General features: G+C 61.8%; 10 protein-coding genes. 1 reads left to right on the forward strand and 9 read right to left on the reverse strand.

Annotated elements, in window-relative coordinates:
• Positions 1–26 precede the first annotated feature (26 nt).
• The 5 genes from CIC07_RS18050 to citZ form a co-directional block, all read right to left on the reverse strand.
• Positions 27–1,487, reverse strand: a complete 1,461-nt coding sequence (locus CIC07_RS18050; RefSeq protein ID WP_076354099.1) for a sedoheptulokinase — start codon at positions 1,485–1,487, stop codon at positions 27–29.
• A gap of 252 nt (positions 1,488–1,739) precedes the next feature.
• A complete protein-coding gene (locus CIC07_RS18055; RefSeq protein WP_076354097.1) occupies positions 1,740–2,210 on the reverse strand; it encodes a hypothetical protein in 471 nt (156 codons plus the stop codon).
• Positions 2,211–2,532: 322 nt separating this feature from the next.
• Positions 2,533–3,483: a malate dehydrogenase gene (gene mdh, locus CIC07_RS18060; protein WP_076354095.1), complete on the reverse strand. Its 951-nt coding sequence runs from the start codon at positions 3,481–3,483 to the stop codon at positions 2,533–2,535.
• A gap of 159 nt (positions 3,484–3,642) precedes the next feature.
• A complete protein-coding gene (icd, locus tag CIC07_RS18065) occupies positions 3,643–4,938 on the reverse strand; it encodes an NADP-dependent isocitrate dehydrogenase (protein ID WP_076354093.1) in 1,296 nt (431 codons plus the stop codon).
• 128 nt (positions 4,939–5,066) lie between these two features.
• Positions 5,067–6,179: a citrate synthase gene (gene citZ, locus CIC07_RS18070; protein ID WP_076354091.1), complete on the reverse strand. Its 1,113-nt coding sequence runs from the start codon at positions 6,177–6,179 to the stop codon at positions 5,067–5,069.
• Positions 6,180–6,558: 379 nt separating this feature from the next.
• Here citZ and CIC07_RS18075 point away from each other — a divergent pair, with 379 nt between their 5' ends.
• Positions 6,559–8,097 (forward strand): Ppx/GppA phosphatase family protein, encoded by a 1,539-nt coding sequence (locus tag CIC07_RS18075; protein ID WP_076356787.1) that lies wholly within the window; start codon positions 6,559–6,561, stop codon positions 8,095–8,097.
• 132 nt (positions 8,098–8,229) lie between these two features.
• Here the strand turns inward: CIC07_RS18075 and ppk1 are convergent, their stop codons facing one another.
• From ppk1 to pyk, 4 genes are all read right to left on the reverse strand, one after another.
• On the reverse strand, positions 8,230–10,323 hold the full coding sequence (gene ppk1, locus CIC07_RS18080; RefSeq protein ID WP_076354089.1) for a polyphosphate kinase 1: 2,094 nt from the start codon (positions 10,321–10,323) through the stop codon (positions 8,230–8,232).
• Positions 10,324–10,437: 114 nt separating this feature from the next.
• Positions 10,438–10,863, reverse strand: a complete 426-nt coding sequence (locus CIC07_RS18085) for an FxsA family protein (protein ID WP_234992866.1) — start codon at positions 10,861–10,863, stop codon at positions 10,438–10,440.
• Complete coding sequence (locus CIC07_RS18090; protein WP_076354087.1) at positions 10,860–11,381, reverse strand: acyl-CoA thioesterase; 522 nt, start codon at positions 11,379–11,381, stop codon at positions 10,860–10,862. Before CIC07_RS18090 ends, CIC07_RS18085 begins: the two co-directional genes overlap by 4 nt.
• 173 nt (positions 11,382–11,554) lie before the next feature.
• Positions 11,555–13,309, reverse strand: a complete 1,755-nt coding sequence (pyk, locus tag CIC07_RS18095; protein ID WP_076354085.1) for a pyruvate kinase — start codon at positions 13,307–13,309, stop codon at positions 11,555–11,557.
• Positions 13,310–13,482 lie beyond the last annotated feature (173 nt).

The following is a 13,482-nucleotide window of genomic DNA, read 5'->3' on the forward strand; positions in this document are numbered from 1 at the left end:
CCGTCCCCGACGGCGCGGCCATGCTGTTATCGTTCAAGCTCCCCTCCGGCATAACCGGCGGCGAGCATCGCTTGTTCATGATTGCGGTACAGGCCGCATATAACAGCCGCATGCAGCGCGGCCCCGGCGGCGCTTTCCTCCTCCGCCGCCGACATCCGGAGCGTCAGGCCGGTCCTTGCGGCGAGCAGCCGCCGCATGGCCGGATTGCGCCGGATTCCGTTGCCCGTGCCTGCGATGCGGACGATGCCCGCACGCAGTCCGGCAGGCAGCGGAGTCAGCATGCCGAGCAGCTCGTCGACCGTTCCCTGCAAAAATCCGGCGATCAGGCCCGGAACCGTGAAGCCGCCCTCGCGGATGCCGGCGATGCTGCCGGACGCCTCCGGATCGCTCCGGCTTCCGAGCCACAACGGCGAGACGGCCAGTTCCGGCTTGGTTCCCTCCCGTTCCAGCCGATCCAGCTCGGCTGCGGCCGCTTCATTCATGCGGCTGTACAACCGCTCCGGCACAACGCCTCCGGCCAGCTCCGCCGCTTCCCGAAGGAAGCGCTCCAGCAGCTCGTAGCTCTTGCCTCCCGCGAGAGCCGCGCCTGTCAAAAGCCAGCCTCCGCCGGGCATCGGCCTCGATTCCAGCCCTTGCGCCGCTGCCCGCTCCTCGCTGTGGAGCGCGATCTGGGCGCCCGTGCCGATCGTAACGAGCAGCGTTCCCCTCAGGATGCCGGCGCCGCCGATGAAGCCCGCCTGGCTGTCGCCGATCGCGGCATAGACCGGCATGCCGTCAGGCATGCTGCCGACCGGCGCTTCCTCCGCGGCCGCTGCGATCCGGGGGAACATGGCCGGATCCATGCCCGCTGAAACGATGGCGGCAGCGTCGAAGCGGCCCGCCTCCAGGTCGAACAAGCCGATCCCGGCGGCCTGGGTGGCGTCCATGACAGGCTCGCGGGCTCCGCACAGCCTCATCGCCACATAGTCGCCGATCGTGCACAGCGAGGCCGCTCCACCCGGAACCAGGCCGTTTTCCCTATTATAGCTGTGCGTAGCCGACCCATAACCGCTGTAGACGCCGCTTCCCGACAGGCGGGACAGCCAGGAGGCGTGAGACTCTCCTCCCGCTCCATCCCCCGCCCGAGCTCTTCCTCCTCGCGCGTCCTGCCACGTATACAACGGACTGACCGCTCTTCCATACCCGTCTATATAGAGGATGCCGTGCATCTGCGCGGAAATCCCTATTCCGGCGAGCCTGCCGCGCCAGTGCCCGCACTGCTCCAGCAGCATGGCGGCATCGCTGGCGATCCGCTCCGGATCCTGAAGCTTTTCCCACGGATGCTCCGCCGGAAGCCATGCCCGGTTCGGCGCGGTCGCGGTGTGCACGGCGAGCCCGGACGACGCGTCCCAGACCGTCACGGCGAGCGAGGTCGTGCCGATGTCTATGCCGGCCGTATGCGTGCGGAAGCCGGCTTCCGCCTCTAGGTGCCCAACAGCTGTATCCATACTGACCTCCCGGCCGTCCAGCCCTTTGATTCTATCGGTGAAGTCTATTATAGCATGGACCCGCCGCATGCCGCTCAGCCGGAACGATCGGCCGGCTGGGAAATGTCCGGAATCGACAAACAGGCGGACCGCGCGGTTCTTTGCCGCTCGGTCAACGCCTGCTTGTCTTCGGGATCGCCGCGAAGGCTCCTCTTCTCCTGAACGGCGGGCGGAAGCCTTCCTTCCGGATGGCGCGGGTTCCGCCAACGCCGTCTATTCCTCGTCGTCGACAGCCGCACTCGCGTCTGCCTGCGGCTCTTCGAGCCTTGTCCTGAGCTCGTGCAGCTCCCGGTACAGCAGCTGCAGCTCCGCCTCCTTGGCCTTGATGAGGATGTGGACCCTGTCCATCGCTTCCAGCAGGCTTTGCCTGACCTCGCCCGCCTCCGGCGAGTAGGATACTCCGAAGGTCGCTTCGACCCATTTGTCGGCGGCTTCCCTGCCTTCTCGCCGATAGATTTCGGCGTAGACGTCGAACATGGCGGCGACCGTCTTGCGGCAGTTCCAGCCGAGGATGACGATGCTGTCGGTCGCCTTGCTCACCGCCTGCATGAGCTGGAAGTCGTTGAGCCGGCCCCGGCGGGCCTCCACTCTCTCCACCTCTGCCGCGAATGTCGGGAATGCCGAGCGGAAAAGCTCCGCGGATGTCAAATATTCTTCATGCGTAATCAAGGACTCCTCTTCCATCTTCAGCCTCCTTCAGCCGGTGCTCGCGTGTTCTATATGCTTCGGAGGATCGACACCCGTTTAAGACCTTACCTGAAACCGGATCCTCTTAAAAATTCTCTCATTCGCGGACGTGCGAATGCAATGGACTTGGTGCGAACCGCCTCCGGAGGGGCAATCGCAAGCCCCTTTTCCGGGGACCCGTCTTCACAAAGGATGATCCGGATCCATCGGAATCCATGCAAAATCATTCCGTCGATGTGGAGGCGGGTTCAAAAGAAAAAATCCCGGAACCCGAAGGCCCCAGGATATTGTTCCGGATCTGACCCGCGACGAGTACCGCTTACGCGTTCGTGCCGGCTACAACCTTCACGACGTTGCGCACGGACTCGGCGGATTTGTCGAGCGCCGCTTTTTCTTCGGCCGTCAGCTCGAGCTCGAATACCTTCTCGATGCCGTCGCCGCCGAGGATCGCAGGGACGCCGAGGAAGAGGCCGTCATAGCCGTACTCGCCTTCCAGCAGGGCGATGACCGGCAGGATGCGTTTTTTGTCCTTCAGGATCGCTTCGGTCATTTGCACGAGCGATGCCGCCGGAGCGTAATATGCGCTGCCGTTGCCGAGCAGGCCTACGATTTCGCCGCCTCCGACACGGGTGCGCTGCACGATCGCCTCGATGCGGTCGGCCGGAATGAGCTTCTCAATCGGGATACCGCCGACATTGGAGTAGCGGACGAGCGGAACCATGTCGTCACCGTGTCCGCCGAGCACGAAGCCGCGCACGTCTTCGACGGATACGCTGAGCTCCTGCGCGATGAACGTGCAGTAGCGGGCCGTATCGAGCACCCCGGATTGGCCGATGACACGGTTTTTCGGGAAGCCGAGCGTCTCGAAGGCCGCATAGGTCATCGCGTCCACCGGGTTGGAGAGGATGATGACATAGGCGTTCGGGCTCGACAGCCTGATATTCTCGCACACGGAACGCACGATGCCGGCGTTCGTGTTCACGAGATCGTCGCGGCTCATGCCCGGCTTGCGGGCGATGCCGGCCGTGATGATGACGATGTCGGAATCCTTTGTATCGTCATAGTTGGACGTGCCGATGATGTTGGCATCGAAGCCTTGAACCGGGGAAGCCTGGAGCATGTCGAGCGACTTGCCCTTCGTCGGGTTTTCGAGCTGCGGAATGTCGACGAGAACGACGTCGCCCAGCTCTTTTTGAGCCAGCATGAGAGCCGTCGTCGCTCCGGTGAAGCCTGCGCCTACAACCGTGATCTTGTTGCGCTTAATTGCCATGTGAATAACCTCCATCGGATTGGAATGCCGAACTATGACGCCACCTCGCTGCAGCCATCCTCGCCGCTTGCAGGCCAACGCTCTCTCCCGGCCGAATGCCGTTGGTCGCGGATGCGCCGGAAGAGTGGAAAAGCCCGCCGAAGCGGGCTTTGGTAAGTCTTACATGTTGGCGATGACTTGATCGGCGAACTCGGAGCACTTGACTTCTTTTGCGCCTTCCATGAGGCGGGCGAAGTCGTACGTAACCGTCTTGTTGTTGATCGAAGCTTCCATACCTTTGTAGATGAGGTCGGCAGCTTCCTGCCAGCCCAGGTGCTCCAGCATCATGACGCCCGACAGGATGACGGAACCAGGGTTCACGACGTCTTTGTCGGCATACTTCGGAGCCGTGCCGTGCGTAGCTTCGAAGATCGCGTGGCCCGTCAGGTAGTTGATGTTGGCGCCCGGAGCGATGCCGATGCCGCCGACTTGGGCAGCGAGGGCGTCGGAGAGGTAGTCGCCGTTCAGGTTCAGCGTCGCGATGACGTCGAAGTCGGTCGGACGGGTCAGAACCTGCTGGAGGGCGATGTCGGCGATGGCATCCTTCACAAGGATTTTGCCGGCTGCGAGAGCTTCTTCCTGCGCTTTGTTGGCCGCATCCGTTCCTTGCTCTTCCTTGATGCGGTCGTATTGATCCCAAGTAAACACCTTGTCGCCGAACTCGGCTTCAGCCACTTCGTAGCCCCAGTTCTTGAAGGCTCCCTCGGTGAATTTCATGATGTTGCCCTTGTGGACCAGCGTCACGGATTTGCGGCCATGCTCGATCGCGTATTCGATCGCAGCGCGCACCAGGCGCTTGGAGCCTTCAGCCGATACCGGCTTGATGCCGATGCCGGAAGTTTCCGGGAAGCGGATCTTGTTGACGCCCATCTCGTTCTGCAGGAAGGACAGCACCTTCTTCACTGCATCCGTTCCTTCCTGGTACTCGATGCCGGCATAGATGTCTTCCGTGTTCTCGCGGAAGATGACCATGTCCACGAGCTCAGGACGCTTCACCGGGGAAGGAACGCCGTCGAAGTAGCGCACAGGGCGCAGGCAGACGTACAGATCGAGCTCTTGGCGGAGAGCGACGTTCAGGGAGCGGATGCCGCCGCCGATCGGCGTCGTCAGAGGACCTTTGATCGCGACGATGTATTCGCGGATCGCAGTCAGCGTATCGGCAGGAAGCCATTCGCCATATTGGTTGAACGCTTTTTCGCCGGCGAACACTTCGTACCAGGCGATTTTCTTCTCGCCTTTATAAGCTTTCTCAACAGCGGCGTCAAGTACGCGCTTGGATGCGCGCCAGATGTCGCGGCCGGTGCCGTCGCCTTCAATGAAAGGAACGATCGGGTTGCTTGGAACCTGCAGCTTTCCGTCTTGAATCGTAATTTGTTCGCCTTCAGTCGGAAGCGCGAATTTTTCGAGTTGCGGCATGAGTGGGTATTCCTCCTCTAATATGAATGCGGTCTTGCTATGATGCCCGACCATATGCGGCTCGTCCAGGTCAAGGACCAAGCGCATGAAGCCTGCCCCGGCGACGGGCCGGGGCATGGGGCCATGGATCAGCGCTGGTCGATCGGAATGAACTTGGCGTTCGATGGACCGGTGTATTCCGCGCGGGGGCGGATCAGTCGGTTATTATCATACTGCTCGAGAATATGCGCCGTCCAGCCGGACAAGCGGCTGATCGCGAAGATCGGGGTGAACAGGTCGCGCTGGATGCCGAGGGTCGTGTAGACGGAAGCGGAATAGAAGTCCACGTTCGGCTTCAGGCCCTTCTGTCCCGTCACGATGTCTTCGATGTGCACGGACATGTTGTACAGGTCCATGTTGCCCTTCAGCTTGCCGAGCTCCTGCGACATTTTCTGAAGATGCTTGGCGCGCGGGTCGCCGTTTTTGTAGACGCGATGGCCGAAGCCCATGATCTTCTCTTTGTTGGCGAGCTTCTCGTTGATGACGGATTCCACGTTGTCCGGGGATCCGATCTCCTCGAGCATGACCATGACGGCTTCGTTGGCGCCTCCGTGCAGAGGTCCCTTCAGCGCGCCGATGGCGGACACGACGCCGGAGTAGATGTCGGACAGCGTGGCGACCGTGACGCGGGCTGCGAACGTCGACGCGTTGAGCTCATGGTCCGCATGGAGAACGAGAGCCTGGTCAAGCGCCTTGACGGCGACCTCGTCCGGCTCGTCGCCGGAGAGCATGTAGAGGAAGTTGGCGGCGACGGACAGGCCGGCCTTCGGAGCGACGGGCTCCTTGCCTTCCCGGATGCGCGCGAACGCCGCGATGACGGTCGGCAGCTGAGCCTGCAGGCGGATCGCTTTGTCTACGTTGGCTTCCTTGGACATATCCTGGGCGGCAGGATCGTACAGCGCCAGCGAAGAAACGGCGGTGCGGAGAGCAGCCATGGAGTTCGTGTCCTTCGGATACAGCTTGATGCCTTCCACGACTTCGGAAGGGATCGCGGCATACTGATCCAGCTTGGATTTAAGCTGCTCCAGCTCGGATGCGGTCGGAAGCTTGCCGTACCAAAGCAGGTAGGCCACTTCTTCGAAGGTTGCGTTCTCAGCGAGATCGTCGATGTCGATGCCGCGGTAAGTCAGCACGCCGTCGATGATGGAGCTGATGGACGAGGTTGTGGCTACGATGCCTTCAAGACCTTTGGTAGCTGTCATAGTTATCTCTCCTTTGGCTTCGGCCTGGGTAGCAGGGCGAATAGTAGTATGCGGACATGGGATTACAGATGCAGGACGGAAGTCCGCATCTTGGCAGCGCCTTCATGCTGCGCCTCGGCAGTGTGATGAGAGGCTGGAAGAGATCCACGAAAAACCGAATGAATCAGTCGTCCTTATTATCATAACGAATTTTGCGTCCGAATCCAACTTGTTGCGACATAAAATTGCTTTATCGGTATCATAGAATTATCTTGTTGCTGAACAATTTCCTTTCCTGCCGCCTTTTTGCCGCCGCGATTGGAAAGGCCGGCTGCCGAAATGGTACACTGGACTGACTATGCCGCCGGGACCGACCGGCGGCTTCAAGGAGGATAAGGTCATGAACGAGCAGAGAACCGGCATCATCGACATCGGCTCCAACTCCATCCGCCTCGTCGTCTACGAGCAGACGGCTTCGGGAGCGCATCGCGTCATCGACGGCAGCAAGCGGCCGGCGAGGCTCAGCTCGAGAATCACCGCGGACGGAACGATCGATGAAGCCACGACGCGGGAGCTGGTCGAGATTCTCGGCCACTTCCGCCTGATCTGCGCCCACCACCGGACGGGAACGATCCGCGCGGTAGCGACGGCCGCCCTCCGCAATGCGGCCAACGGGGAGGAGGTCATCGCCGTGCTGAACGCCGAAACCGGCCTGCACGTCGAGCTGCTTCCGGGCGAGCAGGAAGCCTCCTGCGGATTTCTCGGCATGGTCAACACGATGGATATCCAGGACGGCTTCCTCATCGACATCGGGGGCGGCAGCACGGAAATTTCCCTGTTCCGCGACCGCACGCTCGTCCAGAGCGTCTCCTTCCCGTTCGGCTGCGTCAGCCTCTCCCGCCGCTTCCTCAAGGGGGGCATGCTGGACGATGAAGGGCTGAAGGCGCTGGAGGCCGAGGTAACCGCCGCCGCAGGCAAGGAGCCTTGGCTCGCTTGGTCTCCCGGCCTCCCGATGGTCGGCGTCGGCGGGACGATCCGCTCCTTGGCGAAGATCCATCAAGCGGTGCGGAAATATCCTTTCCCGCAAACCCATAACTATTCCATGCCTTCCGAGGACGCGGAGCGCCTGTTCGGCACGCTGCGGGAGATGCCGATGGACAAGAGGCGCAAATTCCCCGGACTGTCCAAGGACAGGGTCGACCTCATCCTGCCCGGACTGGCCGTTCTGATGCTGTTCCGCAGGCTGACGGGAGCGACCGAGTACAGGGTGTGCGCGGCCGGACTTCGGGACGGGCTGTTCTTCGCCTCCCAGTTCCCCGATCGGCCGCGGCTCGACGACGTGCTCGGCTACAGCGTGAGCAATACGTACGCCCTCTATCCCGAGGCTCCGCTTGCCCATGTCAACCAGGTCAACCGGCTGTCGCTGGAGCTGCTGGACAGCCTCAAGGACACGCAGGCGGCGTCCAGCCTGCAGTCGCTCGGCGGGAGGGCGGCGGTCGTGCTCGACGCGGCTTCCATCCTGTACCGGATCGGCGCCTCCATCGACCATGCGGCCTATCCGAAGCATACGTTCTACCTGCTCACCAACTGCAGCCTGAACGGCATGACGCATCGCGAAAACGTCCTGACGGCCGCCGTCGCCTCCTTCCACGGCCGCAGCCGCCTGAAGTCCCAGCTGGAGCCCTTCGCGTCCCTCCTTGAGGACAGCGACGCCGAAGCGGCCGCGCTGCTCGGCTCGCTTCTCCAGCTGGCGGCGACGCTCGACCGGAGCGAGACGCAGCCGGTCAGCCGCCTCGACATCTCCATCAAGGGATCCTCCTTGCTGCTGCAGGCGATCCGCCCTTCCGGGTCGCTTGCGCTGGAAAGCCAGGAAATCGAGGACGGCGGGCGGGAATTCGCCAAGATATGGGGCCTGACGCCCACTTTGTCCATCCGCTGACCGAAATTCCGGATCTTCTCTTCATGCGGACGGGAAGGCTGCCCCTTCTCTTGCGCAGAGCCGAATCCTCTCCATAACCGAAACAGCCGTCCCGCTTGCGCCGGGACGGCTGTCTTTCATTGGAAAGGAGGACTAGGAATGGATCAGGCCGGCATCGTCCGTGCCCGGCTGCTTCCAGGAGGAGATCTTCTCCGCGACGAACTGGCTCCGCAGAGGAGGCCGGTCCGCGTCGGGAACTTTCTCGTAGCTCCCCGACGGCTTCAGCTCGCGGAGCTTGACATTGTCGCTCAGAATAAGCTCCAGCATCGCCACCAGGCTGTCCCTCAGACTGGCGTCGAACACCGGGCACATGAGCTCAATCCGGCGCGTCAGGTTGCGCGTCATCCAGTCGGCGCTGGACAGGTACACTTCCTCATCCCCGCCGTTGCGGACATAGAGCAGCCGCGAATGCTCCAGATGCCTGTCGACCAGGCTGAAGACGCGGATATTCTCGCTCAGCCCCTCCACGCTCGGCCGCAAGCAGCAGACGCCGCGAATGATGAGATCGATCTTGACGCCGGCCTGGGAAGCCTCGTACAGCTTGTCGATCATTTCCTGATTGGACAGGGAGTTCATCTTGGCCGCAATATAACCGCCGCGCCCTGCCAAGGCATGCTCCTTCTCGCGGTCGATCAGGCGGAACAGCTTATCCATCAGGTCGGTCGGCGCGACGGCGAACGCCTGCCACTCGTACGGGGAGGAATACCCTGTCATCTCGTTGAACAGCGCCGAGGCGTCGGCGCCGATGACAGGATGGCAGGTGAACAGGCCGACGTCGGTATACGCCTTGGCCGTGCTGTCGTTGTAGTTGCCCGTTCCGACGTGGACGTAGCGGCGCAGCATCCCCTCTTCCCGGCGCACGACGAGCAGGATCTTCGCATGCGTCTTGAGTCCGACGAGGCCGTAGACGACATGGCAGCCCGCCTTCTCCAGCTGCCGTGCCCAGGCGATATTGCGCTCCTCGTCGAACCTGGCCTTCAGCTCGACGACGACGGTCACCTGCTTGCCGGATTCGGCCGCCGCCGCGAGCGCCCGCACGATCTCGGACTGGCCGCTGACGCGGTACAGGGTCATCTTGACGGCAAGCACGTTCGGATCCTCCGCTGCCTGCTGCACGAAATCGGCGATCGGCTCGAACGATTCGTACGGGTGATGGAGCAGCACGTCCCGGCGCCGGATGGCGTCGAACAGGCTGTCGTCCTCCTCGAGCTCCGGCGGATAGATCGGCTCCAGCCTCGGGAAGCGCAGGCTGTCCCTGCCCTGCAGCGCGGAGGAGAACTTCATGAGGAAGCCGAGATCAAGCGGACCTCCGATCTCCAGAATATGATCCTCGATCTCGAGCTCCTCCTTGAGCAGCTCCAGCGCATAAGGATGGAAGCCTTCCTCGACCTCCAGCCGGACCGGCATGCCCCAGCGGCGGCGGCGCAGCTCCTTCTCGATCTCTTCCAGCAGATCCTCCGCGCCCTCCTCGTTGAGCGTCAAGTCGGCGTTGCGGATCAGGCGGAACGAGTGGACGGCAAAGGGTATGTATCCGTTGAACAGCGTATGGATATGGGCTTGAATCAGGTCTTCCAGCAGCACGTATTCCATCTTCTTGCTGTTGCCCCGCGACGGCACCGGCACGAAGCGCGGCAATATCGACGGCACCTGCACGATCGCGAAATAAGGATCGGCCTCGCTGTCTCCGCTGTCGTCCTTGAGCAGGACAGCCAAATACAGCTCGCGGGTATGCAGCAGCGGGAAAGGCCGGCTCTGGTCGACCGCCATCGGCGTCAGGACGGGGAAGACGATCGTCCGGAAATATTCGTCCATGGCCGCTTCCTGGGCAACGCTCAGATCCGCCATTTCCTTGAATCCGATTCCTTCGCGGGACAATCCCCGCATCACCTCGCGGTAAGTCCGGTACTGCTCGGCCACCATCTGTCCGGTGCGCTTGATCAGTCTTTTCCACAATCCCTGGGGGGTGTAGCCGGTAAAGTCGACCTTGGCGTACCCGGCCTTGAGCTGATCCTGGATGCCGGCCATCCTCACGCTCGTGAATTCATCCAGATTGCTCGATACGATCGCGAGAAACTTCGCTCTTTCGAGGAGAGGCGTCGAGGCGTCCTGGGCTTCGCCCAGAACCCTCCGGTTGAATTCGATCCAGCTGAGGTCCCGGTTCACATAGGGGGACAATGCTTTTGTCATCGGTCAGAAGCCTCCTTGCTCGTTGTCCCTATTATGCGGCGCAACTGTTTCTTCTATATTAAGATGCTGTAAAAGGACGGTAAATGCGCATCATTTCGAATGCGCGTCCCCGGCTCAGCGGCCGATGATGAAAAATTTCCCTCCGCCGCCTCCGCGGAAGAGGCGTTCCAGCAGCCGGTACAGCCTTGCCCGATAGAAGCCTCTCGTGAACGGCAGCAGCATCGTCAACCCGACGATGTCCCCGATGAAGCCCGGCAGCACAAGGAGCAAGCCGCCTCCAAGGATGCACAGTCCGTCGAGCAGCGCATGGCCCGGCGGCTCTCCCCTGCCCATCCGCAGCCTCATCTCCTCCCAAGCCTTGCGTCCGCGGGTGCGGGCGAGCACGCCTCCGAGCACCGCCGTTCCGGCCATCAGCAGCACCACTCCGGCGCCTCCGATCCAGCGGGACACGAGCATGATGACGATGACCTCCGCCACGATATAAGCCGCAATCCCGAGCATGAACCTCTGCATGAATCCCCATTGCCTGGCCTTGTTCATCGATTCGCCCCTTTCCGGGCCGGTTCGCCCGCATGCTGCTTCAGAAAAGCGTAAAGCTCGGGAAGCCGCCTATCCAGCCTCGCAGGCTTGAAATCCCTGCCGACCCATACATGGCGCGTTCCTCCGGACACCAGCAGTTCGCCGGGCAATCCTGCTCCGTCTGCATCCGCCTCGAGCGGGGGATACCCGTTCGGGAGCGGTTCGCCGGGTTCGACCGGAAGACGGCGAATCTGCGTGCGGAAAGCCATTCTCATCGGCGTGTAGCTCTCCACCCGGGTACAGATCAGAAGGCAGTCATCGTAACGGGCCGGGGAGTGAAAGGCGCAATCGATGTCCACGACCGGCAGCAGCAGCCCTTCCTCCTCGATCCGTCGGTACGGATATCCGGCGGAGCGGATCAGCTCGGTACGGCCGATCTCGAACCAGACCATATAGTTCGTATGGAAGACGATGCCCATGGCATCCGTTTCCTTGTACCTCACCCGAATCGGATGAAGATGCCAAGCTTCAGCTTTCATGCTCTTGCCATCCTTTCTGTCCCCGCTTGCCGTCATGGTCTGCAAAAAAAGAAAAAGCCGTGCAAAACGCGCCGCCCCTGCCGGTCCCTCGCGGGTCGGAAGGGCGCGGATGCGGCCTGCACAGCTCTATCTGGTCGTCCCGAGCGGCCGGACCTCTCGGATGACGGACCGCTTTAGAGGACTTGGGATTGTCCGGTGTAAATAACGCCCATCTCTCCGTACACGGTCACTTCCATGCCGTCCTGGAACAGCTCGAAGGCGTCTTCGATGCCGATGACGGCCGGGATGCCGAGGTTGAGGCCGACGACAGCCGCATGACTCGTGATGCCGCCTGTAACCGTCAGGATCGCCGCCGCTTTCTCGATGGCGGGCATGAAGTCCTTGTCGGTCGATACGGTCACGAGGATGGAGCCCGGCTTCGTTTTGGCGATCGCTTCTTCCGGCGTGCGGGCGAGCACGATTTTGCCGGTCGCCGTCTGGCTGCCGATGCCTTGGCCTTTGGCCACGAGCTCGCCGATATGGTGAACCTTGATCAGATTCGTCGTTCCGGCGCGTCCGACAGGAACGCCGGCCGTAATGACGATCGTGTCGCCGAGGCTCACAAGGCCGGTGTTGAGCGCGCCTTCGACGGCAATGTTGAACATTTCATCCGTCGTGTCGGCGTTCGCTCCCTTGGCCGGGATGACTCCCCAGGTCAGCGCGAGGCGGCGCATGATGCGCTCATCCGTCGTAACCGCGATGATCGGAGCCTTAGGACGGTATTTGGATACCATGCGTGCCGTATAACCGCTCTCCGTGGAGGAAACGATCGCCTTGGCCTGCAGATCCAGGGCGGAGTTGGCGACAGCCTGGCTGATCGCTTCCGTGACGGACGTCTGCTGGGCGCTCGCCTGCTTGACCAGAATCTCGCGGTAGTCCAGAGCGGATTCCGCGCGCTCGGCGATGCGGGACATCGTCAGGACGGATTCCATCGGGTACTTGCCTGCGGCCGTCTCGCCGGAGAGCATGATCGCATCGGTGCCGTCGAAGATCGCGTTGGCCACGTCGCTCGCCTCTGCGCGCGTCGGGCGTGGATTGCGCTGCATGGAATCCAGCATCTGCGTCGCCGTGATGACCGGCTTGCCGGCCAGGTTGGCCTTTTGGATCATGTTCTTCTGAACGAGAGGCACTTCCTCGGCCGGAATCTCCACGCCGAGGTCGCCGCGCGCGACCATGAGGCCGTCGGACACTTCGAGGATCTCGTCGAGGTTGTCTACGCCCTGCTGGTTCTCGATCTTGGAAATGATCTGGATGTGGCTCGCGTTGTGGCGCTCCAGCAGCTCGCGGATCTCAAGCACGTCGGAAGCCTTGCGCACGAAGGAAGCGGCGATGAAATCGACGCCCTGCTCGATGCCGAAGACGATGTCGTTCGCATCCTTCTCGGTGATGCCCGGCAGGGAGATATGCACGCCCGGCACGTTGACGCCCTTCTTGCTCTTGATCTGGCCGCTGTTGACGATGCGGCAGTTGATCTCCGTGCCCTGGATGTCGGCGACGGTGAGGCCGATGAGGCCGTCGTCGATGAGCACTGTGGAGCCGACTTTCAGGTCGGCAGGGAGATTCTTATAGGTAACCGGAATCCGGTGGCGGTCTCCGAGAATTTCTTCCGTCGTCAGCACGATGTAGTCGTCCTGGACAAGCTCGATCGGCTCTTCCTTCAGCTTGCCCAAGCGGATCTCGGGACCCTTGGTGTCGAGCAGGATCGCGACCGTCTTGCCGAGCTCCGCGCATGCCTGGCGGATGTTGGTGATGCGCGCGCCATGCTCCTCGAAATCTCCGTGGGAGAAGTTCAGGCGGGCGACGTTCATGCCGGCAAGGATCAGTTTCTTGGTATTTTCCAGAGACTCGCTGGACGGGCCGATGGTGCAGACGATTTTTGTTTTGCGCATGGGTATGAATTCCTCCATCAATATAGCTAGCTTGTGAACACTATCAATCATTCTACCACAATCGGCAGAAATATAGACATGGCTTTTGGAGCTTGGCCTGGACCGCGGGAACTAGGCTCCCGGTCCTCACGGCCTATGCGTGTCGACATGGCACCGGGCGCTGCCGAGGCGGC

This window comes from Paenibacillus sp. RUD330 (assembly GCF_002243345.2).
Classification (GTDB): Bacteria; Bacillota; Bacilli; order Paenibacillales; family Paenibacillaceae; genus Paenibacillus_O.

What these genes read in the sequence shown, in the direction of transcription:
- CIC07_RS18050 (WP_076354099.1), bottom strand. Translation starts at nt 1,487, where the DNA reads ATGGATACAGCTGTTGGGCACCTAGAGGCGGAAGCCGGCTTCCGCACG.
- CIC07_RS18055 (WP_076354097.1), bottom strand. Translation starts at nt 2,210, where the DNA reads ATGGAAGAGGAGTCCTTGATTACGCATGAAGAATATTTGACATCCGCG.
- mdh (WP_076354095.1), bottom strand. Translation starts at nt 3,483, where the DNA reads ATGGCAATTAAGCGCAACAAGATCACGGTTGTAGGCGCAGGCTTCACC.
- icd (WP_076354093.1), bottom strand. Translation starts at nt 4,938, where the DNA reads ATGCCGCAACTCGAAAAATTCGCGCTTCCGACTGAAGGCGAACAAATT.
- citZ (WP_076354091.1), bottom strand. Translation starts at nt 6,179, where the DNA reads ATGACAGCTACCAAAGGTCTTGAAGGCATCGTAGCCACAACCTCGTCC.
- CIC07_RS18075 (WP_076356787.1), top strand. Translation starts at nt 6,559, where the DNA reads ATGAACGAGCAGAGAACCGGCATCATCGACATCGGCTCCAACTCCATC.
- ppk1 (WP_076354089.1), bottom strand. Translation starts at nt 10,323, where the DNA reads ATGACAAAAGCATTGTCCCCCTATGTGAACCGGGACCTCAGCTGGATC.
- CIC07_RS18085 (WP_234992866.1), bottom strand. Translation starts at nt 10,863, where the DNA reads ATGAACAAGGCCAGGCAATGGGGATTCATGCAGAGGTTCATGCTCGGG.
- CIC07_RS18090 (WP_076354087.1), bottom strand. Translation starts at nt 11,381, where the DNA reads ATGAAAGCTGAAGCTTGGCATCTTCATCCGATTCGGGTGAGGTACAAG.
- pyk (WP_076354085.1), bottom strand. Translation starts at nt 13,309, where the DNA reads ATGCGCAAAACAAAAATCGTCTGCACCATCGGCCCGTCCAGCGAGTCT.